This window comes from Archangium gephyra (genome assembly GCF_042230915.1).
GTDB classification, from domain to species: domain Bacteria; phylum Myxococcota; class Myxococcia; order Myxococcales; family Myxococcaceae; genus Archangium; species Archangium gephyra_B.
Genome location: NZ_CP102578.1, coordinates 899372 through 922333, shown reverse-complemented (window position 1 = coordinate 922333; position 22962 = coordinate 899372). Strand labels below are relative to the sequence as shown.

Sequence of the window (22962 nt, the reverse complement as noted above, 5' to 3'; positions counted from 1 at the left end):
TCTCAGCTCAGCTCATCCAGCTGCCATCGGTGCGCGTGGTCCACTTGCGGGTGACCTTCTTGAGGTCCGTCCAGAAGCCGAGGCTGGACGGGCCCGTGATGTCACCGTGGCCGAACTTGGACTCGCCGGTACCGCCAAACGAAAAGGGCTCGCGAGGCACGGGGACGCCCACGTTGACGCCCACCATGCCCACCCGCGCGCCTTCCACCACCGCCTGCGCCACCGCGCCGTTGGTGGTGAAGATGGAGGCCGCATTGCCGTAGGGCGAGGCGTTCTCCACCTCCAGCGCGGCCGACAGCGTGGGCACGCGGACGATGGACAGCACCGGGCCGAACAGCTCCCGCTGCGCCGCCTCCATGTCCGGGCGCACCCCGTCGAGAATCGTGGGTCCGAGCCAGTTGCCCGCCGCCCACTTCTCCCCCGCCGGCTTCTTCCCGCGCCCATCCAGCAGCACCCGCGCCCCCGCGCGCTCCGCGGCGGCGATGGCCGTCTCCAGGCGGGTGAGGCTCGCGCGGTCGATGAGGGCGCCCATACCGGGCCCCAGCTCCAGCCGCGAGGCGCGCTCGCGCACCTGCTCGACGATCCGCTGCACGTCGCCCACCGCGAGCAGCACGCTGGCCGCCATGCAGCGCTGGCCGGCGCACCCGGTGAAGGAGTCCACCACGGACTGGGCGGTGAGGGCCTCGTCCGCGTCGGGCACGACGATGAGATGGTTCTTCGCCCCGCCGAGCGCCAGCACGCGCTTGCCCTGCGCGCTGCCCTCCGCGTACACGCGCCGCGCCACGGCGGACGAGCCGACGAAGCCCACCGCGCGCACATCCGGGTGGGCCACCAGCGCCTCCACCGTCTCGCGCCCGCCGTGCACCACGGAGAAGACGCCGCGCGGAATGCCCGCCTCCACCATCAGCTCGCCCATCGCGCACGCCGTCAGTGGCACCTTCTCCGAGGGCTTGAGGATGAAGGCGTTGCCCACCGTCACCGCGATGGGGAACATCCACAGCGGCACCATGGCCGGGAAGTTGAAGGGGGTAATGCCCGCCACCACGCCAAGCGGCTCGCGGCGGAACTCGCACGAGATGCCGCGGCTCACCTCCATCGCGCCGCCGGTGTCCAGGTTCTGCAGCGAGAGCGCGAAGTCACACACCTCGAGGCCCTTGAGCAGGCCCGCGCGCGCCTCGGCCACCGTCTTGCCTGCCTCGCTGGCGGCCAGGTGGGACAGGCGCTCCAGGTTCGACTCGAGCAGGTGGCGGAAGCGGGCCATGAGCGTGGTGCGCTCGCGCAGGGGCGTGGCGCGCCAGCCGGGCGCCGCGGCACGGGCGGCCTCCACCGCCTGGGCCACTCCCTCCGCGGGCGTCAGCGGCACGCGGCCGATGACTCCACCGGTATAGGGACTGTGCACATCGAGCAGAGAGGCGTCTCGCGGCACGAGCCACTCGCCTCCCACGAGGTTGCGGCAGGTGTTGACGCTCTCGGGCAACTGGACAAAGGACACTCGCGCTCCCCCACTGTGACAACTGAGTGACTTGTGAGTGGCTTGTGAGCATAACAAGAGGTTTGGAAAACCCGGTAATCCGGGGGGAGAGCGAGCGACCGGAAAGCCGGTCTGATTCCCAACATTCGGGCCCTACGACGCGGCGCGCAGTGACACGGACGAAATCACGCGCCAGGGATGCGCTCCCGCGTTCCCCGGGCCACGCCCGCGCGTCCTGGCAACCACGGCGCTGTCCCCTCGGAGCCACGTCCGCCCCGCGAATCCCCTGGCCCCGGCCCTGCACCCGGAAGGGGCATGCACGCCCCCCTGCTCGTGGTGCTCGCCCTGCTCTCGGGCCAGCCCTTCAAGGCCATGGCCTACAACGTCCTCTACGACGCCCCCGCGGAGGACATCCAGCAGTCGCTCGACGTCATCGAGAAGGAGAAGCCAGACATCCTCTGCCTGCGGGAGCTGACGCCGGGCTTCGCCAGGGCCTTCCGCAAGCGCCTGGGCAAGGAGTACCCCCACACCGTGCTCACGCCGCGCAAAGGCACCTGGGGCATGGGCATCGCGAGCCGGCATCCGCTGCTGCGCACCGGGAGCTTCCCCGAGAAGCCCCACCGCATTCCCGGCATGGAGGCGGACGTGCGGCTCGGCGGGCAGCGGCTGAAGGTGGTGTGCGTGCACCTCATGGCGCCCGGCGCGAAACACATCAAGACCGATGGCCTGCTCGTGTCCCTGGAGAAGAACGCGAAGCTGCGCGCGAAGCAGGGCAAGGCACTGATGGAGCGCTACGAAAACGAGAAGGCCCCCATGCTGCTCCTCGGAGACATGAACGAGGGCCGCCAGGCCGACGCGATGAAGGCCTTCGCCGCCGCGGGCTTCTCGCACGCCTGTGACGGACCCGGCGCCTCCTGCGGCAACACCTGGCCCGGCGCCAACACCGCCCTGCCCGCCGTGGTGGAGATCGACCACATCCTCGGGCGGGGGCTCACCTTCTCCGAGGCCCGCGTGCTGCGCTCGGGCGGCTCGGACCACTTCCCCGTCCGCGCGCTCTTCGACTTCCAGACGCCCCGCTGAGGGCCGTCAGTTCAACGCGGACGCACCGGAGCCGCTACCGCCCAGATCCTCCACCAGCTCGCGCACCCGCTCGAGCTCCACCGGCTTGACGAGGTGCGCGTCGAAACCCGCCTCGCGCGAGCGCTGCCGGTCCGAGGCCTGCCCGTAGCCCGTCACCGCCACCAGCCGCGGGCCCGCACCGCCCGAGCGCTCCCGAATCCTCCGCGCCACCTCGTACCCGTCCATCCCCGGCAGGCCGATGTCGAGGAAGATGACCTCGGGCTCCGAGGCGTCCATACGCTCCAGCGCCGCCGTGCCGTCGTGCACCACCGTCACCTGGTGCCCGTCCATCTCCAGCACCTCGCCCAGCAGCTCGGCGGCATCCACGTTGTCGTCCACCACGAGCACGCGGCGTCCCTCGCCAGAGGGCTCCCGCGCGGCCGGTGCCTCCACGGGCACCACCGGCACGCGCGCCTCGGGCAGCAGCGGCAGGCGCACCGTGAAGACACTGCCCCGGCCCACGCCCTCGCTCCAGGCCTCCACACGGCCGCCGTGCATCTCCACCAACTGCTTCACCAGCGTCAGCCCCAGGCCCAGGCCGCCCTGCGCCCGCTCCAGCGTGCGCGCCACCTGCATGAAGGGCTCGAAGAGGTGCGGCAGCGCCTCGGCCGGAATGCCCATGCCCGTGTCCGCCACCCGCACCACCGCCTCGCCCCCCTCGCGCGCCAGCGTCAGGGTGATGCGGCCACCGGACTCCGAGTACTTGGCCGCGTTGTGCAGCAGGTTGGTGAGCACCTGCACCACGCGCACCGGGTCCGCCTCCGTCCACACCGGCCCTCGCGGCAGCTCCACGCGCAGCGTGTGCTCGCGTGAATCGGCGAAGGGCCGTGCCGACTCCACCGCGCGCCCCACCAGGAGCACCAGGTCCACCGGGTGCTTGCGCAGTTGAATCTTGCCCCGCGTCACCCGCGACACGTCCAGCAGGTCATCCACCAGGCGCCGCATGTGGTGCACCTGGCGCTCCACCACCTCGCGCTCGCGCTCCGTGCCCTGCCCCAGCTGCTGCTTGCGGTCCATGAGCTGCACGGCGGTGAGCACCGGCGCCAGGGGGTTGCGCAGCTCGTGGGCCAGCATGGCCAGGAAGTCGTCCTTGCGCCGGTCCGCCTCGCGCAACTGCTCCTCCACGCGCGCCCGCTCGGCGAGCGCCACACGCAGCCCGTCCGCGCTCTGCTCCGCCTCCCCGCGCGCCCGCACCTGGGCGAGCATCATGAGGAAGAAGCCCAGGCTCACCAGCACGCCCAGCCCCGAGAAGGGCAACACCATGGGCCCCGAGGCCGTCGCGTCGAAGGCCGGCAACGAGGAGAAGGAGAGCGTCCAGGGCCGCCCCGCCACCAGCAGCGTGGTGGTGGTGGTGAACATCGGCTCGTGTGCCAGCGCCTCGGGGCCGTGCGAGCTGTGCAGCAGGCGCTCCTCGCCCACCTCCAGCCCGTCGTAGAGCTGGAAGGCCACACGCGGCTGCCGCTCGGTGCCGAAGATGCCGTTGAGCAGGTCGTCCGCGCGGAAGGGGCTGTAGACGAAGCCCACGAGCCTCTCGCGCCGCTCCTCCAGCGTGGCCGGCACGTGCCCGCCCCGGTAGACGGGCAGGTACAGGAGGAACCCCGCCTGCTTGTCCTGGTGGATCTCCTGCTTGAGCGTCACCTTCTCGGTGAGCGAGGGCAGGCCGGTGTCCCGGGCACGCGTCATCGCCTCGCGGCGCATGGGCTCGGAGAACATGTTGTAGCCCATGGCCGCCAGGTTCCTCATGTCGCGCGGCTCCAGCATGACGACGGAGTGGAGCTCGTCACCGGGGACCTCGGGCCAGGCATGGAAGCCCGGCAGGCCCAGGGCGGTGCGTGTCTGGTGCTCGACCCGGGTGCGCTCCTCGCGCGAGAAGCGCCGGGTGAAACCCAGCCCCTGGATACCTGGGTACTGCGACTGGATCTCGAAGAGCTGGACGTACGCGGAGAACTCCTCCGGCGTCACCTCCTGCTGGGTAGCGAACAGGCCCTCGGTCCCCTGCAGCAGCGCGATGTACGTGTCCAACCGGCGCTGGATGCGATCCGAGGTCGTCTGCACCAGATTCTCGAAGCGCGCCTCGTCCCGCGCGCGCGCCGCCACCCCCAGCAGCACACACACGCCGGAGGTGAGCAGCAGACTGAGGATGAGCACGCCCACCGGGATCAGGTGCCGGGGCAGGCGATGGAACGGAAGGAGGCGGAAGAGTTTCGTCACGGCGGGCAGGTAGACCAGCGGTCGGTGTCATCCCCCCTCTGATGCGGACCTGCTTCTCGCATCAGCCGGGGATGGACGGATGCGATGCTCGGTGCACAACCCTCCAGGGAGCCCGGACCATCCCCTGGGAAGCGCCTTGCCCTCCCGGGCTGCTTGCGTTGTCCGGACAGTGGATGCTCCCTAACTTGGGGTCCAGCCATGCCGGGCGGGGACATTGGGGGAAGACCATGCCGGGAAACACCGGTCGGAATGACGGGGGAGACGGCTCCGGGCCCGGGCTAGAGGACTCGGACTTCGGGGATGACCTGCTCCAGGCCGTCTCCCAGGAGTCCGCCCTGCTGCGCATCCCCACGCTCGGCGAGCGGCTGGGCGGCGGTGACGGCCAGCGGTTCCAGATCCTCGAGCAGCTGGGCGGTGGCTCCATGGGCCGGGTGTTCCGCGCCTGGGATGCCCAATTGCGCCGGGAGGTGGCACTCAAGTTCCTGCTCCCCGGCACGCCCCTGGATGAGAACCAGATGTTCTCCCTGCTGCGGCAGGAAGCCCTCGCCATCGCGCAGCTCGCTCACGCCAACATCGTCCGCCTCTTCGACACCTCCGAGTGGGAGGGGGCGTCGTGGGAGCCGCGCATCCCCTTTCTCATCATGGAGTGCCTGGAGGGCGAGTCCCTCCTGACATTGCTGCAACGCGAGCCGCGGTTGGAGCCCCGGCGCGCGCTCGGCATCCTGGCGGGGATCGCCGCGGGGCTGGCCCATGCCCACGAGCACCACGTCATCCACCGCGACCTCAAGCCGAGCAACGTCTTCCTCACCCGGGAGGGCGAGGTGAAGCTGCTCGACTTCGGCCTGGCCTGGCTGCTGGAGGAGAGCAGCACGCCGGGCTTCGAGGACCTGCCCAACGCCGGCACGCCGGCCTACATGGCGCCGGAACAATGGAGCAGCGAGCGGCAAGACGAGCGCACGGACATCTGGTCCACCGGCATCGTGCTGTACGAGATGCTCACCGGCGCCACGCCCTACCCCACCGCCAACCTGCAGGAGCTGCGCGCCCGGGTGCTCTCCTCCGAGCCCGTCCCGTCCGTGCGCGAGCACCACCCGGAGCTGCCCCGGGAGGTGGAGCCGCTGCTGCGCACGATGCTGGCCAAGGCGCCCGAGCGGCGCTACCAGACGGGGCAGGAGCTCGTCGAGGAGCTGCGCGAGGTGAGGGAGGCGCTCGGCCTGCGGGGACAGGCGCCGCGCCGCGTGTCTCCGGAGCGGCGGCAGGTGACGCTGGTGTCCTGCCGGCTGACGGGACTGGCCGCGCCCGGGCACGCGCTGGACGCCGAGGACATCGGCGAGCTGGAGGAGTCCTTCCACCAGCGGTGCGCGGAGCTCGTCCAGCAGCGGGGCGGCTCCATCGTCCTGGCCATGGGCGACGAGGTGCTGGCCTGCTTCGGCTACCCGGCGGTGCGCGAGGACGACTCGGAGCACGCGGTCCAGGCGGGGCTGGCCCTGGCCCGCGAGCTGCCCGCCGCCCTCCAGCGCAAGCTGCCCCGGCTCGCCTTGGGAGTGCTGGCGGTGAAGGTGGGCCTGCACACGGATCAGGTGACGCTGAGCGAGCCCACGCGCGAGCACGGCAACCGGGGCCTCGTCCTCCAGGGGGAGGCCCCGAAGGTGGTGACGTGGCTGTCGGCACAGGCCGGGCCCCACACCGTGGTGGCCAGCGAGGCCACCTGGGCGCTGGTGCGCGGGAGGTTCGAGGCCGAGCCGCTCGGTCCCTCCGTCTACGAGGGCCTCTCGGGGATGGTGCGTCTGGACCTGTACCGGGTGCTGCGCGAGCGGCCCTCGTCGTACCGCTTCGAGAGGGCGATCGTCACCGGCGGCCTCACGCCCCTGGTGGGACGGGAGCCGGAGATGCAACGGCTCCTCGCGCACTGGGAGCAGGCCCGGCGGGGCCAGGGCGGCTTCGTGCTCGTCACCGGCGAGGCGGGGGTGGGCAAGTCCCGGCTCATCCAGGAGCTGCACGGGAGGATCTGCCAGGACGCCTGCATCCACTTCCAATGCCAGTGCTGGCCGCAGTCCAGTACCAGTGCCTTCCAGCCCATCATCGAGGTGCTGCGGCGCCTCTTCGCCTCGCACGCGGCGGTGCCGGAGTCGCTGGGACTCTCCGCGGAGCACATCTCCCTGTTGAGCCAGCTCCTCTCCCTGCCCGAGCCCGAGGAGCGGCCTCCCCTCCAGCTCTCACCGGAGCGGCGCAAGCAGCGCACCCTCGAGGCGCTGGCGGCGCTGCTGTCGCACGTGGCCCAAGAGCACCCCGTGCTCGCCGTGGTGGAGGATCTGCACTGGGCGGACCCCTCCACCCTGGAGCTGCTCGGCTACCTCGTGGAGAGGATGGAGTCCCAGCGGATCCTCTTCGTCCTCAGCGCCCGGCCCGACTTCCACCCGCCCTGGCCCGCCCATCCCCGGCTGCACCCGCTCACGCTGGAGCGGCTGTCTCCGGAGCACACCGCCACGCTGGTGCGCGAGGCCGCGGGAGGCCGGAGCCTGCCCCCGGCGGTGGTCCAGCAGCTGGTGGCCCGGACGGACGGCGTCCCCCTCTTCGTGGAGGAGCTGACGCACATGGTGCTGGAGCGTGGCACCCCGGACGCCATCCCCATCACCCTGCACGAGCTGCTGCTGGCGAGGTTGGATCTGCTCCCGTCGAGGCAGAAGGCGTTGGCCCAGTGCTGCGCGGCCATCGGGCGCAGCTTCTCGCAGGCGCTGCTGGCCACGCTGTCACGGCGGAGCCCGGCGGCGCTCGAACGCGACCTGGAGGGACTCGTCGAGGCCGGGCTCCTGCAGCCCCTCCACGAGCGGGCCGGGCCCGGCTACCGGTTCCGCCATGCCCTCATCCAGGACGCGGCCTGGCAGTCGCTGCCGCGCAGCGCGCGCCGCAAGCTGCACCATCGCATCACCGAGGCCCTGCTGGAGCAGTCCCCCGAGGTGCGCCAGACACAGCCGGAGCTGCTTGCCCACCACTACACCGAGGCCGGTGAGGACGAGCCGGCCATCCGCTACTGGTTCCTGGCCGGGCAACGCGCCAGCCTGCGCTCGGCCAACCGGGAGGCGGTGAGCCACTTCCAGCAGGCCCTGCGGCTGTTGCGCCGGCAACCGGACTCGCCGGAGCGGCTCCAGGAGGAGCTGCGGCTGCTCATCGCCCTGGGCATCCCGCTGGCCCAGGTGCAGGGCTACCGCTCCCCGGAGGTGGAGCGCACGTACACCCGGGCGCGCGAGCTCATCCCCCAGGTGGGTGAGGCGCTCCCCCGGCTGCAGCTCTCCTACTGGGGCCTCTTCGTCTACTCCTTCTCGCGGGCCGAGTACGGCGTGGCGCACGAGCTCGCCAGACAGCTCGTGGCGCAGGGAGAGCGCCACCAGGACATGGAGCTGCTCGCCCTGGGGCACCGGATGATGGCGGCCACCTTCTACATCTGGGGAGAGCTGGCCGCCGCCCTGGAGCACGTCGAGCGGGGACTGGCCTGCCCGGAGCTGCCCCTCGAGGCGCACCGGGCCATCGCCGAGAAGCAGTGGATCAACCCGCGCGCCACGACGCTGGCCTTCGGGGCCATGGTGTACTCGACGCTCGGCCGGAACGAGGAGGCGCGGCGCTCCAGCCAGCAGGCGCTGGAGCTGGCGCGGCGCATCGGCCACCCGCACACGTTGGCCACCGTGCTGAACTACATCTGCGTGGCCTGCCAGCTGCGCCGCGAGGCCCGGTGCGCCCTGGAGTGGAGCGCCCAGACCATCTCGCTCGCGCGCGCGCACGGCTTCCGGGCCTCGGAGATCTGGGCCACGCTCATCCAGGGCTGGGCCATGGGCGAGCTGGGGCAGGCGCGCGCGGGGCTGGCGCTCATCCGCGAGGGCATTGCCGCCTGGACGGGACCGGGCATCAGCGCCGGCCTGTTCCACCACGACCTCGGCCTGCTGGCGGAGCTGCACCTGAAGCTGGGGCAGCCGCACGAGGCCCTGACGCTCCTCACCGAGGCGCTGGAGCGGGCGCCCACCGAGGGCCAGCACTTCTACGAGGCCGAGCTGAACCGGCTGCGGGGCGAGGCCCTGCGGGGGCTCGGCCACGAGGCGGAGGCCCGCGAGTGCTTCCTGCGCGCCATCCAGGTGGCCCGCCAGCAGGGTGCGCGTGGCTTCGAGGAGCGGGCACAGGACGCGTTGGGGGCGCTCGCCGCGGAGCACCACCCGCCGTAGCCTGGGGGCTCAGAAGGGCCGCTGGAGCCGGTGGCCCAGAGGTCCCCCCGCGTTGACCTCCACCCCATCCCGCTCGGGCTGGAACCTGCCCGCGGAGCTCCCCCGGCGCAGTCTCCGGTCCAGGCGGTACAGCGCGTTGTTGAGCCAGCCCCCGTCGATGATGAACTCGGCCACCTGCAGCGACTCCCAGCCCAGCCGTAGCTTCACCTTCTCGAGGTCCTCCGGTCTCGCCGCCAGCATGCCGAGCACGTTGTTCCAAACGCGGTCCCGGTAGTACCGCAGCCCCGTGATGGTGATGAGCTCGTCGAACAGACCGAACAGCCTGCTCAAGACGCCCATGGCACCCCGGAACTCCCTGCCCAGGACCTCCTGGATCTTCGGGTTGCAGCGCACCAGCACGTTGTTCATCTGGTCATGGTCGAACTTCCACCGGGCCAGCAGCTCCGCGCTCCGGCGCTCGCGCTCGCCCGGGTCCTTCACATCCTGCCGTATGCGCTGAAGGTCGCCCCGGATGACGTCATGGATGCCCAGGGCGAGATCAAAGTTGATGTGGGCGTTGATGCCGAGCAGCAGGTTCTGGAGGACGCTCGGCCGGGGCCGCATGGCCTGCTCCATGGCCTTCCCCCAGGCCGCGCAGCTGGGCTTCTCGGCGGGACACGCCTGGGAGCGGGAAAGAGACTCGAAATAGAGCACCGCGAACCGGCCCGTGAGCCGATCGACACACTCGGGCTCGAAGAAGATGGGGCCCGTCTCCTTGAAGTCGCCCGTCCCATGGACCGCCGCGTTCACCTGGGTGGTCATGACGTAGTAGGCGCGCAGGAAGATGGCGCGGCCGTCGTTCTGGTCGTAGAGCGGCGTCAGCTCCTTCTTCATGCAGAGCAGCGCCTCGCCCGTGTTCCGGGGGCGGTGGTGCACGTCCTTGCAATCGGAGCCACAGGCTCGCGGCGAAGCGGTGAACGTATCCGCCATGGCAACTCTCCCTCTCTGTACCCGTCGTCCAGGAGGGTTGGAGAGGAAGAGCGCCCGTTGTGACGCGGCGCATCCGAAGCCGCTCCCCCGTGCGGCGGGGAACGGCCCGGGCGCCCGTCAGGCCGCTCAGTCGCGGCGGTACATCGTCACCACGCACGCGCCGCCGAGGCCGAGGTTGTGCTGCAGCGCCACGCGGGCGCCCTCGACCTGACGCTGCTCGGCCTGGCCCCGGAGCTGCCAGACGAGCTCCGTGCACTGCGCGAGGCCCGTGGCGCCCAGTGGATGGCCCTTGGACAGCAGCCCGCCCGAGGGGTTGGTGACGAACTTCCCGCCGTAGGTGTTGTCGCCGTCCCAGATGAACTTCTCCGCCTCGCCCTCCTTGCACAGGGCGAGCGCCTCGTAGGTGAGGAGCTCGTTGGCGGTGAAGCAGTCGTGCAGCTCGACGACGTCCACGTCCTCGGGGCTGACGCCGGACTTCTCGTACACCTGCTTCGCGGCGAGCGCGGCCATGTCGAAGCCGACCATCTTGATCATGCTGTCGCCGAAGCTGGAGGGCAGGTCCGTGGTCATCGACTGGGCGGCGATGTACACGGGGTTGGTGTGCCCCAGCTTCCGGGCGAACTCATCCGAGCAGACGATGGCCGCGGCGGCGCCGCACGTGGGCGGGCAGCACTGGTAGCGGGTGAGCGGATCGAAGACCTCGTCCGAGGCGAGGATCTCCTCCACCGAGAGCGTCTGGGTGAAGAGCGCGAAGGGGTTCTTGCTGGCGTGCTTGCGGGCCTTCTCGGAGATTTTCGCGAAGGTCTCGCGCTTGGTGCCGTACTTCCAGCGGTACTCGCGGCCGGCGCCGCCGAACATCTGCGCGGCGAAGGGCGACTGGTTCATGCCCTGGGCGCGGTTCATGGTGTCCACGTGGCGCTCGAGCGGATTGGCGCGGTCGTCGAACTTGGAGGCGAGCGCGCCCTTCTCCATCTTCTCGAAGCCGAGCGCGAGGACGCACTCGGCCATGCCGCCCTCGACGGCCTGGCGCGCGAGGTAGAGCGCGGTGGAGCCGGTGGAGCAGTTGTTGTTCACGTTGATGACGGGGATACCGGTGAGGCCCACCGAGTAGACAGCGCGCTGGCCGCAGGTGCTGTCACCGAAGACATACCCCGTATAGGCCTGCTGGATGTCGCCATAGCTGATGCCGGCGTCCTTGATGGCCGCCTGGGCCGCCTTGGAGGCCATCACGTCGTACTCCTCGCTGGCGCCCGGCTTGGCGAACTTCACCATCCCCACTCCGATGACATTGACTCGACGTCCCATGGTGGTGGTTCCTTCTTCGTGTGGCGTCAGATGAGCTGCTTGAGGAAGCCCAGGCGCGAGGCGATGCGGACATCCCCGTCCACCCGCAGCTTGCCGTGCTGGTAGAGCCGCTGCACGGCCTGCGGATCCTGCACCAGGGCCGCCAGGTCCTCGTCCGAGAGACGGAGCGTCAGGTCCGCCTTCTCGGCCGTTCCCTCCCGCACGCCGGGAGTGCCCTTGCCGTCCACCACCCAGGAGCCCTTGGGCTCGGTGAGGTGGAACTGGATGACGGCCCCCAGCTCGCGGGCCAGCTCGGGCTTCTGCGCCAGCCGCTCGCCTAGTGCCTTGAAGATGGCCGGAGCCTGGCCGTTGCCGGTCTTCTCACCGGCCGGAGCCGGAGCCGCGGACGCCTTCGCGGGGGCCGAGCCCTCGCCAGCGGGGCCCACCTTGGAGAGGAAGCCGAGCTTCTGCGAGGCCATCACGTTGCCGGTAATCTTGAGCTTGCCGCCGAAGTAGAGCTTCTGCGGATCGGCCTTGCCGGAGGTCATGGCGAGGAAGTCCGCGTCGGTGAGCTCCAGGCTGCAGTCGGCCTTGCCCTGCGCGCCCTGCTGCACCGCGCCGGGGCCGTTCTTGAGATCCAACGTCCAGGTGCTGTCCGGCTGGGTGAGCTTGAAGAGGTAGACGTTGGCCACCTTGGCGACGAGCTCGGGGTGCTGGGCCACGTAGGCGCGGATGGCTTCGAAGACGCGAGCGCTGGCGCCACCACCGGCCGCGGCGGGAGCACTCGCCTGCGCGGAGGCGGCGGGCTTCGCCTGGGCCGAGGGGACCTCCTTGTGGAGCTCCACGGCGGCGTTGCTGATGACGACCTTGTCGCGCTCGACGACCTTGCAGCGGACGATGACGCGCTCGCCCTCCTTCCACATCTCGGTGCGGAGCGTCTCGCCGGGCAGCACGGTGTCGGCGAAGCGCACGCGGATGCTCTTGAAGAGGCGCGGGTCGCCGTTGGCGAAGGCCTTGATGACGTGGCGGCCCACGTAGCCGAAGGTGCACAGGCCGTGGAGGATGGGTTTCTGGAAACCGAAGTTGCGCGCGAACTCGGGGTCGGCGTGCAGCGGGTTCCAATCTCCAGACAGCCGGTAGAGGAGCGCCTGATTCTCGTGCGTCTTCTCGGTGATGACGGCGTCGGGCGCGCGCTCCGGAGCGGGAACATCCGTCACCGGCCCGCGCTCGCCACCCCAGCCACCCGCGCCGCGGACGAAGGTGGTGATCTCATTGCGCACGAGCGGCTCGCCCGTCTGTGCGTCGTAGCTGGTCACCTCGGTGACGACGAGCGCGTTCTTGCCCTTGTCGAAGATGTCCTTGATGCGGCCCTTGTGGCGCAGCGTGGCCTTGGCGGGCAGCGGGCGGAGCAGCTCCGTGTACTGCTCGCCATGGAGGACGCGGTCCAGGCCGTAGTTGAGGCCCGGGGCCTGCTTGCCCTCGGCGGACATCTTCAGGACGGAGTTGAGCGCGGGGATGACGCCGTAGGTGGGCAGCGGGCGGAAGCCCTCGCCGTGGAGCTCGTACACGTACTGGAGCTCCTTCGTGTCGAGCGGATCCTGGGCGGCGCCCACGCCCAGCGCGTAGAGCGAGAGGTCGCGCTCGTCATAGGAGGAGCGGGTCTCGGGGAACTCGTAGCCGAGCGCGGCGTCGACGTCGATGAACTCGTTGCCGCCCTTGCTCTGGGAGGTGAGGTTGTCCATGACCGGCTGCATGCCGGCGGCGACGTCGGTGGGGTGGGTGGCCTCGGTGAAGTCGGTGATGGACTCCCAGGACTTCTGGACGGCCTCGGGGGTGATGGCGCGGCCGAGCTTGAACACCTTGCCGCGGGTGCGCTCCCAGCGCAGCTTGGCCATGAAGCCGCCGCCGACCTCGAAGAGGGCGCCGGTCTCCTGGCAGTCCTCGTGGCAGAGCCAGGCGGCGAGCGGGCTGACGTACTCGGGGCGGAGCGCATCGACGACCTCCTTGGGGAGGACGGTCTCGGTCATGCGGCTGCCGGCGATGGGGGCGATGGCGTTGACGAGGATGTTCTTCTTGCGGCCCTCGATGGCGAGCGTGTTGGCGAAGCCCACGAGGCCGAGCTTGGCCATGCTGTAGTTGGCCTGTCCAAAGTTGCCGTAGATGCCGGCGGCCGAGGCGGTGAAGAGGATGCGGCCATAGCCCTGGTCGCGCAGGTGGGGCCAGGCGGCCTGGGTGACGCGGAAGGCGCCGAGCACGTGGACGCGGTAGATGAGCTCCCAGTCCTGCTCGGTCATCTTCTGGAAACTGGTGTCGCGGAGGATGCCGGCGTTGTTGATGACGATGTCCAGGCGCTTCCAGGTATCGAGCGCGCTCTGGACGATCTTCACGCCGTCCTCGACGGAGTCGTAGTTGGCGACGGCCTCGCCACCGGCGGCCTTGATTTCAGCGACCACCTTGTCGGCGGCCTCGGAGCCACGGCCGCCGCCGGTGCTGGACCCTCCGAGGTCATTGACGACCACCTTCGCGCCACGGCTCGCGAGCAGCAGCGCGTGTGAGCGGCCCAGGCCATTGCCGGCGCCGGTGACGATGGCGACCTTCCCGTCGAAACGAAGCTCGTTGCCCATTCAGTCTCCTTGCGGACCGGGAGCAGACGACGAGACGGGCACTTTGACAAGTGAGTCAATCAATCACCCCTCTCCCACCGGGAGAGGGACGGGGTGAGGGTGCCACGGACCCCGGGTTTGACTCCGCGTCACGACGCCGCGCGTTACGGGTGCGCGTGGCGCTCGCTGTCGAGGTGCTTCATCTGCTCCGCGCCGTAGCGGTCGCCGGAGATGCTCACGAGCGACTCGAGGGCCGCGAGGTCCTCCTGGGACAGGGTCCGGTCCAGGGCGCCGAGGGCGTCCTCGAGCTGCGCGACGGTCTTCGTCCCGACGACGGGAACGAACGCGGGCTGGCGTGCGAGCACCCAGGCGATGGCGAGCTGCCCCGGCGTCATGCGGCGCTCCTGGGCGAAGCGCTGGAGGGCGCCCACGACGTCCTCGTTCTTGTCGCGATTCGGGCCGGTGAAGCGGGGGAGATACGCGCGGAAGTCGCCCGGGCCCTTGGGCTTGCTGCCGGTGAGGAGGCCGCGCGAGAGGACGCCGTAGAGCGTCGCGCTGATGCCGAGCTCCTTCAGCACGGGGAAGATCTCCGCCTCGGGGCCGCGGCTGGCGAGCGAGTACTCGATTTGCAGATCGACAATGGGGTGGACGCGGTGGGCGCGGCGGATGGTCTCGGCGCCGACCTCGGAGAGCCCGATGTGGCGCACGTAGCCGGCCTTCACGAGGTCCGCGATGGCGCCGATGGTGTCCTCGATGGGGACGGCGGGATCCAACCGTGCGGGGCGGTAGATGTCGATGACGTCCACGCCCAGGCGCTTGAGGCTGTAGGCGACGAAGTTCTTCACCGCGGCGGGGCGCGTGTCCACCCCGCCCCAGCTCCCATCCGGCCCGCGGAGCGCGCCGAACTTCACGGAGACCTGGACGCGCTCCCGGCGGCCCGCGATGGCACGCCCCACGAGCAGCTCGTTGTGGCCCATCCCATAGAAGTCCCCCGTGTCGATCAGCGTGACGCCCCGATCGATCGCCGTCTGGATGGTGCGGATGCTCTCGCCGTCATCGGTCGCGCCGTACATGCCAGACATTCCCATGCAACCGAGCGCCAGCGGGAATACCTCGGGACCCGTGGAGCCCAGCTTCACCGTGCGCTGCGTCTTCTTCGCGTCGTGCGTGCTCATCGTCCGTCTCTCCTTCTGCGAGAAAGACTATGGATTCACACGCTGAAATCCAATGAATAGGATGTATCCCAATCATGCACGGCATCTATGAGAAGGATCTCGACCTCAACCTGCTGCGCGTCTTCGTCGTGGTGGCGGAGGCGGGCAGCGTCACGGAGGCGGCGAGCCGCCTGTACCTCACGCAGCCGGCGGTGAGCGCGGCGCTGAGGCGCCTCACGTCAACGGTCGGGGCCCCGCTCTTCGTGCGCGCGGGACGAGGGCTCGCGCTCACGACGCGCGGGAAGCGCCTGTTCGCTTCAGCGCGGCCGCACCTCCAGGCGCTCGTCGAGGCGGCCGTCTCTCCCACCACGTTCGACGCGAAGACGAGCGAGCGGACCGTGCGGTTCGGCCTCTCGGACGCGAACGAGACGTGGCTGCTCCCGCCGCTCCTCCGGCTGCTCGCCGAGGAGGCGCCGCGCATGAAGCTCATCGTGGTTCCGGTCCAGTTCCGCACCATCGCCGAGGCGCTGAGCTCCTCGGCGGTGGACCTGGCGGTGACGGTGGCCGACGAGCTGCCGGCGGGCACGCAGCGCCTCGAGCTGTTCACCGGAGGCTTCGTGTGTCTCTACGACCCGCGGCACACCCGGCTGGGGAAGACCCTGACGCTGGAGCGCTACCTCGCGCACGAGCACGTCATCGTCTCGTACAACGGAGACCTGCGCGGCATCGTCGAGGACATGCTCGGCGTCCAGCGGCGCGTGCGGGTATCGGTGCCGACGTTCCACAGCATCGGTGCGCTGGTGGAGGGCAGCGCCCTGCTCGCCACGGTGCCCGCCGTGGTCGCACGGGAGCTCACCTCCCTGCGTCCGAGCCTCCGCACCGCCACCCTGCCCATGGCCCTCGGGAGCGCGCCCATGGAGCTGCTCTGGCGGAGCACGGTCGAGGACGACGAGGCCATCCGCTTCATGCGCGGCCTGGTGGTCCGCGTGGCGAAGACAGCACGCGGGTAGGCGGGCGGAGAGGCGCTCTCCCCTCCCTCCCGTACCGCTCACGCGTGAGAGCGGGAGCCGAAGCCCCCACCCTGGCGCACGATGGAAGAGGGAACCTCCCTGCGCCTCTCCTGAGGAGCGAGGCGAGCCGCTCCACCTAGCCTGCCGACATGAGACATCGATGGAGGGAAGAAACCTCCGGGAGCAGGTACGACTCATTCGGGGACAGGAGTTCCGTGAGAAACTCACGACCACTGCAACAGGCGAGAAAAAAAGAGCAAGCATCTTCTCTTGGGAGATAGTCGTGAGATAGTCCACACTCATGTGTATTGAGCACCAAATATCTGTGGCTCATAGGGGAGCGCGTGCTTCATGGCGCGGGGCACGCCACTGGTGCTGTTCTGCGGTTGGGTGGGGACTCGCGGGAGTGCTCGGCGCAATTCCGGTGACAGTCTGGGCAGATTCCACGCAGTCCGGAGCCCCTCATCAGGAAACAAGCCAAACTATTCAGCGAGAGACCACGGTTACAGCCGCAAATCCTGACGAGCAGGCGCTTCCCAAGGGACGGGCTTCTTCGACTGTCCGCCGCGCCGACCTGGAGCGCCGCCTGCCTCGCTCCGCGCCTGATGCTCTGCGCTACGAGCCGGGTGTTTTCGTCCAACAGACTGGCCATAGCCAGGGCTCTGCATTCATCCGCGGTCTTACGGGCCAGCAAACTCTTCTTCTCTTCGATGGCATCCGAGTCAACAACAGCACCTATCGCCAAGGCCCAAACCAGTATTTCTTCACCCTCGACTCCCATACCATCGATTCCATAGATGTATTGCGTGGAGGGGGCTCTACGCGGTTTGGTTCGGATGCTCTCGGTGGAGTCTTGCTGGCCCATCCGCTGGAGCCCTCCTTTTCAGGACAGGGTCCTTGGGCTCGCCCCCGGCTCCAGCTTCGAGGAGCGAGCGCTGACCTGGAGCGGGGCGGCCGCCTTCAACTTGAGGCAGGCTGGGGCGAACGCGTGGGCTTCGTTGGAGGCATTGGCGCACGTCGAGTGTCTCTCCTGGAGAGTTCTGGACCGGTTCGCAGTCTCATCGATGGTGGGCTTCCAGACGTGCCGCGCTTCGCCCCGAATGGGCGAACCCAACTGGGCACGGGGTTCGACGAGCTCACCGCTGATGGACGGACCGTCTGGCGCCTTGCCCCTGGCGATACTCTTACCCTCGCTGGTTACGTATATCGACAGTACGACGCACCTCGCACAGACCAATGCGCTCCCCCCTATGCACCCTATGATGAGTGCCTGAAATACGAGCAACAGTTCCGTACGCTCGCCTATGCGGCCTGGGATACCAAAGCACTCAGCCCCATCGCCCAGGAGGCCCGCGTCACCCTCTCATGGCAGCGCCAACACGAGCGCCGTCGTCATGATCGTCCTGCCTCCTTCGTCTACTCACTTGGAATTGACGACGTAGATTCATGGGGCGTCACTGCCCGAGCACACACACGCCTCCCGGAACTGCCGGGCGGACAGCAGGTCGTGCTCAAATATGGAGTGGACACCTACTTGGACCTCATCAGGTCTGAGTCCACCACTGGGTTCACCGATGTGGATCTTCTGGTGCGGCGCAGTCGCGGTCAGTATCTTGATGGTTCTTGGTATCTTCAGGGAGGAGTTTTCCTTGATGGGGAATTCCTGCTCACCCAACGCTTGATGGTGCGAGCCGGCACACGGGCCTCGTGGGTGGCCGCACACGCACCGGGGGACAGTGAGTCTGGTTCGGCGGCGATAGACCGATCTTGGTGGCCCTTGGTGGGTCATGTAGGAGCGGAATGGACCCCCTTGGACGGGCTTGCCTTGCTGGCCAACGTAGATCGATCTTTCCGCGCGCCCAACCTCGATGATCTTACTTCACGCCAGCAAACGGGCCCTGGCTTCCAATTCGAAAACCCACACCTTCTGCCGGAGAAGACCAACACGCTGGAGTTGGGTGCGCGGGTGCGAACTCCCATGGTGACGCTTCAGTTCTGGGCCTTCACCGTGCTGATGCAGGACGCAGTAGGAAAGCGGCCACGAGATACCGTCGACTGCCCTCTCAACACACCCCAATGCGTAGTTTCCTGGTCACGCCTCCAACTTGTCAACGCCAGAGCATTCTCCGAGTTGCGTGGGCTGGAAGCGTCCGTCCGGCTACGATTGTTGCCAGGGCTCGTCTCCACTGCTACCGCAACTTGGACTTGGGGAGAGGGTCCCAATCTGGCAGAGCCACCCTCGGATCCCTCAATCCCTTTTGAGTCGCGGGTACCGCTGTCGCGGGTACCTCCGCTCAACGGTACTGTGGAACTCATCTGGATGCATCCATCGGGCCTCGGTGCGAGCGGAGCTTTACGTTGGGCTACGGATCAGACCCGGCTTGCCATCGCAGATCGCGTGGACGCGCGCATCCCCCTTGGGGGCACACCAGGATTTGCTACCTTCGATGCCCGGGTTTCCTATCGCATGGGCAAAGTCCTGACAGCGGCCCTCGTCATGGAAAATCTGCTAGACACCCCTTACCGCTATCATGGCTCGAGTGTGAACGGCCCGAGCCGAGGTGTTGTCCTCTCGTTGGAAGGAGCCACGCCATGAAACAAACTCGCATCAAATATCCATCTCCCCATCTATCATTGCTGGTGGTGGTAGCCACGTCGCTCGCAGCATGTAACGGTAAACCACCAGATCCAACTGATCACAAACCTCCCGTTACTGATGCCCAGGGTGAGTGCATCACCAAGCCCACGTACACCGAGGACGTATCCGCATGCCAACCGTTGCTCACGGACTACCAACCGCGAGTGGCGGGCTCCACTTTGGATACGTGGCCAACGTGCATTTCGGATGACAACACCTACCACCGGCTCTACAGCAGCATCTCCACGATCGGCCGCGTGGCAGCCTTCGACTACATAGCAGATACATTGTGGAGACCCGAGAAAGTACCCACCGTAGAGGATTTCACTCAAGCTCGTCTGAGGTACACAGAGTCCGAGGGTCTGGGCTCACGGGTTGAACGACGCGAGGACATCCACTACCCGGCCGCTCCTACTGCCTGCAACTCGAGCGCCACCACTCCAATAGAATTCCCGGACCGGTGTGTTGGACCGGCAAAGCTCCGGCCCATTGTGAACGAGGCGTTTGCCTCTGGCATGAGGGGTGAAACACCGCGCGTGAATGCGGCGCGCATTGAAGCAGCGTTGTTGTGGTTCCTCTACGTGTCGCCGCTCTCCGAGGTTACCAGTTGCACGAACAAGGATGCGGATTGCGATAGTGCCTGGGCCTATTACACCGGCGGAACGCCACGCACGGAACCGGTAGGATTGGCGCGCTATGTGAGAGAGCTGGCACCAGCGACGCATGAGCGCGCGTATGACGCGACATTGGCTGTACGCTGCTGGCGTGATCTGGACCGCGCGACTCCCGCCAATGACCTTGAGCTGCGGGACAGGGCACGGGCGCAGCTCGACCATGCGATGCAGCGTGGCATGGCCATCATCGTGCGCCAGCGCTTCCAGGAATTGACGTGCACGTCCGGTGAGGCCAAGGCGGCACGTTGGGCCTTTCTGAAGGTGCTCGTGCCACTGCTGGAGCGTGAAGCGCGAGCGCGGAATCCGGCAGAGGCAGACGTCCTGAAGGCGCAGGTGGAGAAGTTGGATCCGGAGGCAGTGGACGCGTCGGCGGCCATAACGGCCCTGGACAGACTTTTTCCCTGCCCCTGAGCACTGCCGCTCATTCGCGGCTGACGCGAAGTCCCTAATGGGCCCGAGCCCCACCCCACATACAGGTGGGGCTCGGGGAAGAAGCTGATATGAACGAGTAGGCTACGGAGAGAAAAGCTCCGAAGTGCGCTGCCCGCCAGGGCTCCAACTGATACCACCGGTGGCCAGCACCTCACCATTGTTGAGCAGGGTGAGCGTGTGGGACTCACGACTCATTGTCATCGATCCCGTTGCGGCCCAAGTACCGGTCACTGGATCATAGATTTCGGCAGATTTGTGGAGGCCCTCGAAATCGTGGTACCCACCCGTGATGAGCACCTGACCCGTTTGCAGCAAAGTCGCTTGGTGCCTGGCACGCCGGTGGATCATGTTGGCACCGGTAGACCACGTCTTGGTCGCTGGGTCGTACAATTCGGTCGTGGATGCACTATCAGCGCTGAACTTGTTACCCGCTACGATGACGCGGTTATCCGCAAGCAGTGTCGCCGTGTGCTCATAGCGGGTCTGCTTCATGGGAGCCGTCGTGCTCCAGGTGCCAGCAACTGGATCGTACACCTCGGCCGAGGCCAGCGGGGTGCCGCTGTCGTCAATGCCGCCAACCACCAAGACATGCCCGCTCTTCAGCACGGTTGCCGTATGCCCGTGACGGCCCTGACTCAGACGGCCTGTGCTCACCCAGGTATTCGCGACCGGATCATACAATTCTGCGCTAGCGCTCAAACCCGGAGCCGTACCGCCGACCACCAAAATCCGGCCATTCCCCAACAGGGTGGCGGTATGGCGGATTCGCGCTTGGCCCATGGAGGAGGCAGGAGCCCATGTTTCGCTTGTAGGATCGTACAACTCCGCAGTGGCATCCAGTTTCTCACTAGCGCCGCCAGCGACCAGGACTCTTCCATCTGCCAGCAGAGTAGCCGTGTGATAGCGACGCGAGGCGGACGCAGAGGCAGTGGTTCGCCATGTGGCCGTGGCCGGGTTGAAGAGTCGTGCGACTTCCGTGAAGCCTCCCACGATGAACACCTGACCATTCTTCAGTAGCACCGCCCTGTGCATGAGCGTCTCGCCGCCAATCTCCGATGGCGTGCTCCAACTGAAGCTGGGGATCACCGTCAAGTCGCTGAGAACCGGAGAGGTGCCGCTCGTCTTGGTGCGAAGCAGCGCATTGACCTGCAGGTAGCGGCCCGTCACCCCCGCCTTGGTGAAGGACGTGGCCCGAGTCACCTCAACGAGAGGTTGAGACTCCAGAGCGACCTTATCGTCTGCGGCACGCGCGAACACGACGATGTTGGTACCGGCGGGAGTTGCTCCCTCGAGCTCACGGTTCCAATGAATGGTGCCCCACCTGGTTCCTGGCTTGCCGCTGTCATGTTCGACAGTCCATTCACCCTGACGCATCGTAGAACTGAGAAGCTGAAAGCCCGTCATGTCCCAGTACGAGTAGGGATGTCCTCCCGCCGGGTACGACTCAGTGGGAACCAAGCCGCCCGGGTCAATCCGGGACAACGTATCGCTGGTCTGGTTGGCGGTCCAGATCCTTTGCTTGTGATCAATCGCCACTCCCAGTGTGCCAGGTGCCGTTGGGTAACTACGCACGAATACACCTGCTGAATTGAAGCGCAGCAGCTTGCTGGTACTCCAACAAGCAACCCAGACGTCACCTTCGTGATCCACGGCAACACCTCGAGTATGCCCATTGCAATCGCTACTGCTAGGAATGGACATCAATTCGGCGGTCCCCTTCACGAAATCGACTCGCACCACACCGCCGCGATTGGCTTCGCTCCAGTTCCCCAACCAAACAATACCTTTACGGTCAACAGCGATACCGTAGGTGGGAACCGGAGACATGACCGTGGCTACGACGCGCCTGCCTGCTGGTGCGGCCGGATCAATCTTCATCAGACGCCGTGCATTGATATCGGAGGTATAGATGAATCCCCCTGGACCAACCGCGAGCCCGTAGATATTCGCGGAAGTGCCGGTCTCGGCGCTGGGGTTGATGAAGTCCAGTTCTGCACCGGTCTTGCCATCTAGCTTGAACAGCTTGGAAGTATCGTAACCACCCAACCATAGATTCTGGTCGGCATCCACAGCCACTGAACGACCTAGATCTCGATCTTCGCGCTTCGTATAATTCTTCGTCCACAGCAAGCATTCGTCGGATTGACCGAAAAACTCCGCAGAATCCTTTTCGTTGATGACCCCATCGCCGTTGACATCACGAGATGTGTCGATCCGTCCGTTTCCATTGCGATCTACACAATGACCTAGCACACCGGCGATTTTGGTAAGCGATGCTCTTGAGTAGGCGTTCGTGCCATTGCAGAGGCCGCGGTTGGCCACGAAAGAATTGCCGTCGCCGTCCACCGTCGTACGTGAAGGCGAATTACAACCAGAACCAATAACGGGCACGTCCGGCTTACTACCGTCCCAGTTGAGCATCAGGACAGAATGATATTTCCCTACCTGCCCACCAGTTCGCGTGTCGACCTTGGTAACCGTTTCCTGAGCATAGTTGGCCACCCAGATGTAGGGGTCGATAAATGGAGGCTTTTCGAAGCTAATCTGCAACTGATTGCTATTGGGGGCATCATGATTGACTCCCTCAAGGCGACCTTCGTCGAAGTCAGCGTCCTTCGTGTACGTGCGATTTTCTTGTGCGGCGCCAGACAAGCCAACAAGCAGTATGCTGAATACCACCACAAAATTCACTTGCAGTAACTTCATGACACCCCCTCGCAAATCGGAAGCGGAAGAGTTCCGAGCCCTGGGAACGTACCAGGAGTGAACCTTTGCGGTCAACACTTAATCTGGATTTCCCCAAACACCCCATAAATGATAAACTCAACCACATACAGGCGCAATTACTCGGCACCAACACATACACACCAGAAATGTTATCTTCGCTCGGGCAGCTCAGTGGAAGACATGCGACGGCCCATCCCACATTCATTTGGAATTTCTTCTCGTCGAAATGCCCCACCACGGCTGACCGATGCGGCTGCTCAGCGGCGCGGCTCACTTCGCGAGCCGGAGCCTGAGTTTGAATCTGCTGCGCTGCACTCGATCTGCTGCTTGCGTGCGAGGAGCCGAGGCTCAGGAACTCGAGGCGAGACTATACTGAACGTCCCAACAGGAACGGTGAAAATCCTCGAAGTCATGTCTCCTTCAACAAAGAGAACAGAGAGCAACCCAGTCGTGATTCCT

General features: G+C 67.0%; 12 protein-coding genes. 5 read left to right on the top strand and 7 right to left on the bottom strand.

Annotated elements, in window-relative coordinates:
• Nucleotides 1-7 precede the first annotated feature (7 nt).
• Complete coding sequence (gene mmsA / locus NR798_RS03800; RefSeq protein ID WP_375770024.1) at nucleotides 8-1492, bottom strand: CoA-acylating methylmalonate-semialdehyde dehydrogenase; 1485 nt, start codon at nucleotides 1490-1492, stop codon at nucleotides 8-10.
• 294 nt (nucleotides 1493-1786) lie between these two features.
• Between mmsA and NR798_RS03795 the strand changes: the two genes are divergently transcribed.
• The gene (locus NR798_RS03795; RefSeq protein ID WP_375770023.1) at nucleotides 1787-2551 is read left to right on the top strand and encodes an endonuclease/exonuclease/phosphatase family protein; all 765 of its coding nucleotides are present in this window, start codon (nucleotides 1787-1789) and stop codon (nucleotides 2549-2551) included.
• A 6-nt stretch (nucleotides 2552-2557) separates the two neighbouring features.
• Here the strand turns inward: NR798_RS03795 and NR798_RS03790 are convergent, their stop codons facing one another.
• Complete coding sequence (locus NR798_RS03790) at nucleotides 2558-4801, bottom strand: CHASE domain-containing protein (protein ID WP_375770022.1); 2244 nt, start codon at nucleotides 4799-4801, stop codon at nucleotides 2558-2560.
• A 227-nt stretch (nucleotides 4802-5028) separates the two neighbouring features.
• On the opposite strand from NR798_RS03790, the gene NR798_RS03785 reads away from it, so the two are divergent.
• Complete coding sequence (locus tag NR798_RS03785; protein WP_375770021.1) at nucleotides 5029-9012, top strand: protein kinase; 3984 nt, start codon at nucleotides 5029-5031, stop codon at nucleotides 9010-9012.
• A 9-nt stretch (nucleotides 9013-9021) separates the two neighbouring features.
• Here NR798_RS03785 and NR798_RS03780 read toward each other — a convergent pair whose 3' ends face one another.
• The 4 genes from NR798_RS03780 to NR798_RS03765 form a co-directional block, all read right to left on the bottom strand.
• Nucleotides 9022-9981, bottom strand: coding sequence for a DUF5995 family protein (locus NR798_RS03780; protein WP_375770020.1), 960 nt, complete (start codon nucleotides 9979-9981; stop codon nucleotides 9022-9024).
• Between the two features lie 126 nt (nucleotides 9982-10107).
• Nucleotides 10108-11286, bottom strand: coding sequence for a lipid-transfer protein (locus NR798_RS03775; RefSeq protein WP_375770019.1), 1179 nt, complete (start codon nucleotides 11284-11286; stop codon nucleotides 10108-10110).
• Between the two features lie 26 nt (nucleotides 11287-11312).
• Complete coding sequence (locus NR798_RS03770; RefSeq protein WP_375770018.1) at nucleotides 11313-13889, bottom strand: SDR family NAD(P)-dependent oxidoreductase; 2577 nt, start codon at nucleotides 13887-13889, stop codon at nucleotides 11313-11315.
• 143 nt (nucleotides 13890-14032) lie between these two features.
• The gene (locus tag NR798_RS03765; RefSeq protein WP_375770017.1) at nucleotides 14033-15043 is read right to left on the bottom strand and encodes an aldo/keto reductase; all 1011 of its coding nucleotides are present in this window, start codon (nucleotides 15041-15043) and stop codon (nucleotides 14033-14035) included.
• A 74-nt stretch (nucleotides 15044-15117) separates the two neighbouring features.
• Between NR798_RS03765 and NR798_RS03760 the strand changes: the two genes are divergently transcribed.
• The 3 genes from NR798_RS03760 (at nucleotide 15118) to NR798_RS03750 (ending at nucleotide 19755) form a co-directional block, all read left to right on the top strand.
• Nucleotides 15118-16032, top strand: coding sequence for a LysR family transcriptional regulator (locus NR798_RS03760; RefSeq protein ID WP_375770016.1), 915 nt, complete (start codon nucleotides 15118-15120; stop codon nucleotides 16030-16032).
• Nucleotides 16033-16333: 301 nt separating this feature from the next.
• Nucleotides 16334-18628: a TonB-dependent receptor gene (locus tag NR798_RS03755; RefSeq protein WP_375770015.1), complete on the top strand. Its 2295-nt coding sequence runs from the start codon at nucleotides 16334-16336 to the stop codon at nucleotides 18626-18628.
• Nucleotides 18629-19206: 578 nt separating this feature from the next.
• The gene (locus NR798_RS03750) at nucleotides 19207-19755 is read left to right on the top strand and encodes a hypothetical protein (RefSeq protein ID WP_375770014.1); all 549 of its coding nucleotides are present in this window, start codon (nucleotides 19207-19209) and stop codon (nucleotides 19753-19755) included.
• Between the two features lie 102 nt (nucleotides 19756-19857).
• On the opposite strand, the gene NR798_RS03745 is transcribed toward NR798_RS03750, so the two are convergent.
• Complete coding sequence (locus tag NR798_RS03745; RefSeq protein ID WP_375770013.1) at nucleotides 19858-22482, bottom strand: kelch repeat-containing protein; 2625 nt, start codon at nucleotides 22480-22482, stop codon at nucleotides 19858-19860.
• Nucleotides 22483-22962 lie beyond the last annotated feature (480 nt).

Coding starts and splice junctions, on each gene's coding strand:
- NR798_RS03795 (WP_375770023.1), top strand. CDS start 1,787: ATGCACGCCCCCCTGCTCGTGGTGCTCGCCCTGCTCTCGGGCCAGCCC.
- NR798_RS03785 (WP_375770021.1), top strand. CDS start 5,029: ATGCCGGGAAACACCGGTCGGAATGACGGGGGAGACGGCTCCGGGCCC.
- NR798_RS03780 (WP_375770020.1), bottom strand. CDS start 9,981: ATGGCGGATACGTTCACCGCTTCGCCGCGAGCCTGTGGCTCCGATTGC.
- NR798_RS03775 (WP_375770019.1), bottom strand. CDS start 11,286: ATGGGACGTCGAGTCAATGTCATCGGAGTGGGGATGGTGAAGTTCGCC.
- NR798_RS03770 (WP_375770018.1), bottom strand. CDS start 13,889: ATGGGCAACGAGCTTCGTTTCGACGGGAAGGTCGCCATCGTCACCGGC.
- NR798_RS03765 (WP_375770017.1), bottom strand. CDS start 15,043: ATGAGCACGCACGACGCGAAGAAGACGCAGCGCACGGTGAAGCTGGGC.
- NR798_RS03760 (WP_375770016.1), top strand. CDS start 15,118: ATGCACGGCATCTATGAGAAGGATCTCGACCTCAACCTGCTGCGCGTC.
- NR798_RS03755 (WP_375770015.1), top strand. CDS start 16,334: ATGTGTATTGAGCACCAAATATCTGTGGCTCATAGGGGAGCGCGTGCT.
- NR798_RS03745 (WP_375770013.1), bottom strand. CDS start 22,482: ATGAAGTTACTGCAAGTGAATTTTGTGGTGGTATTCAGCATACTGCTT.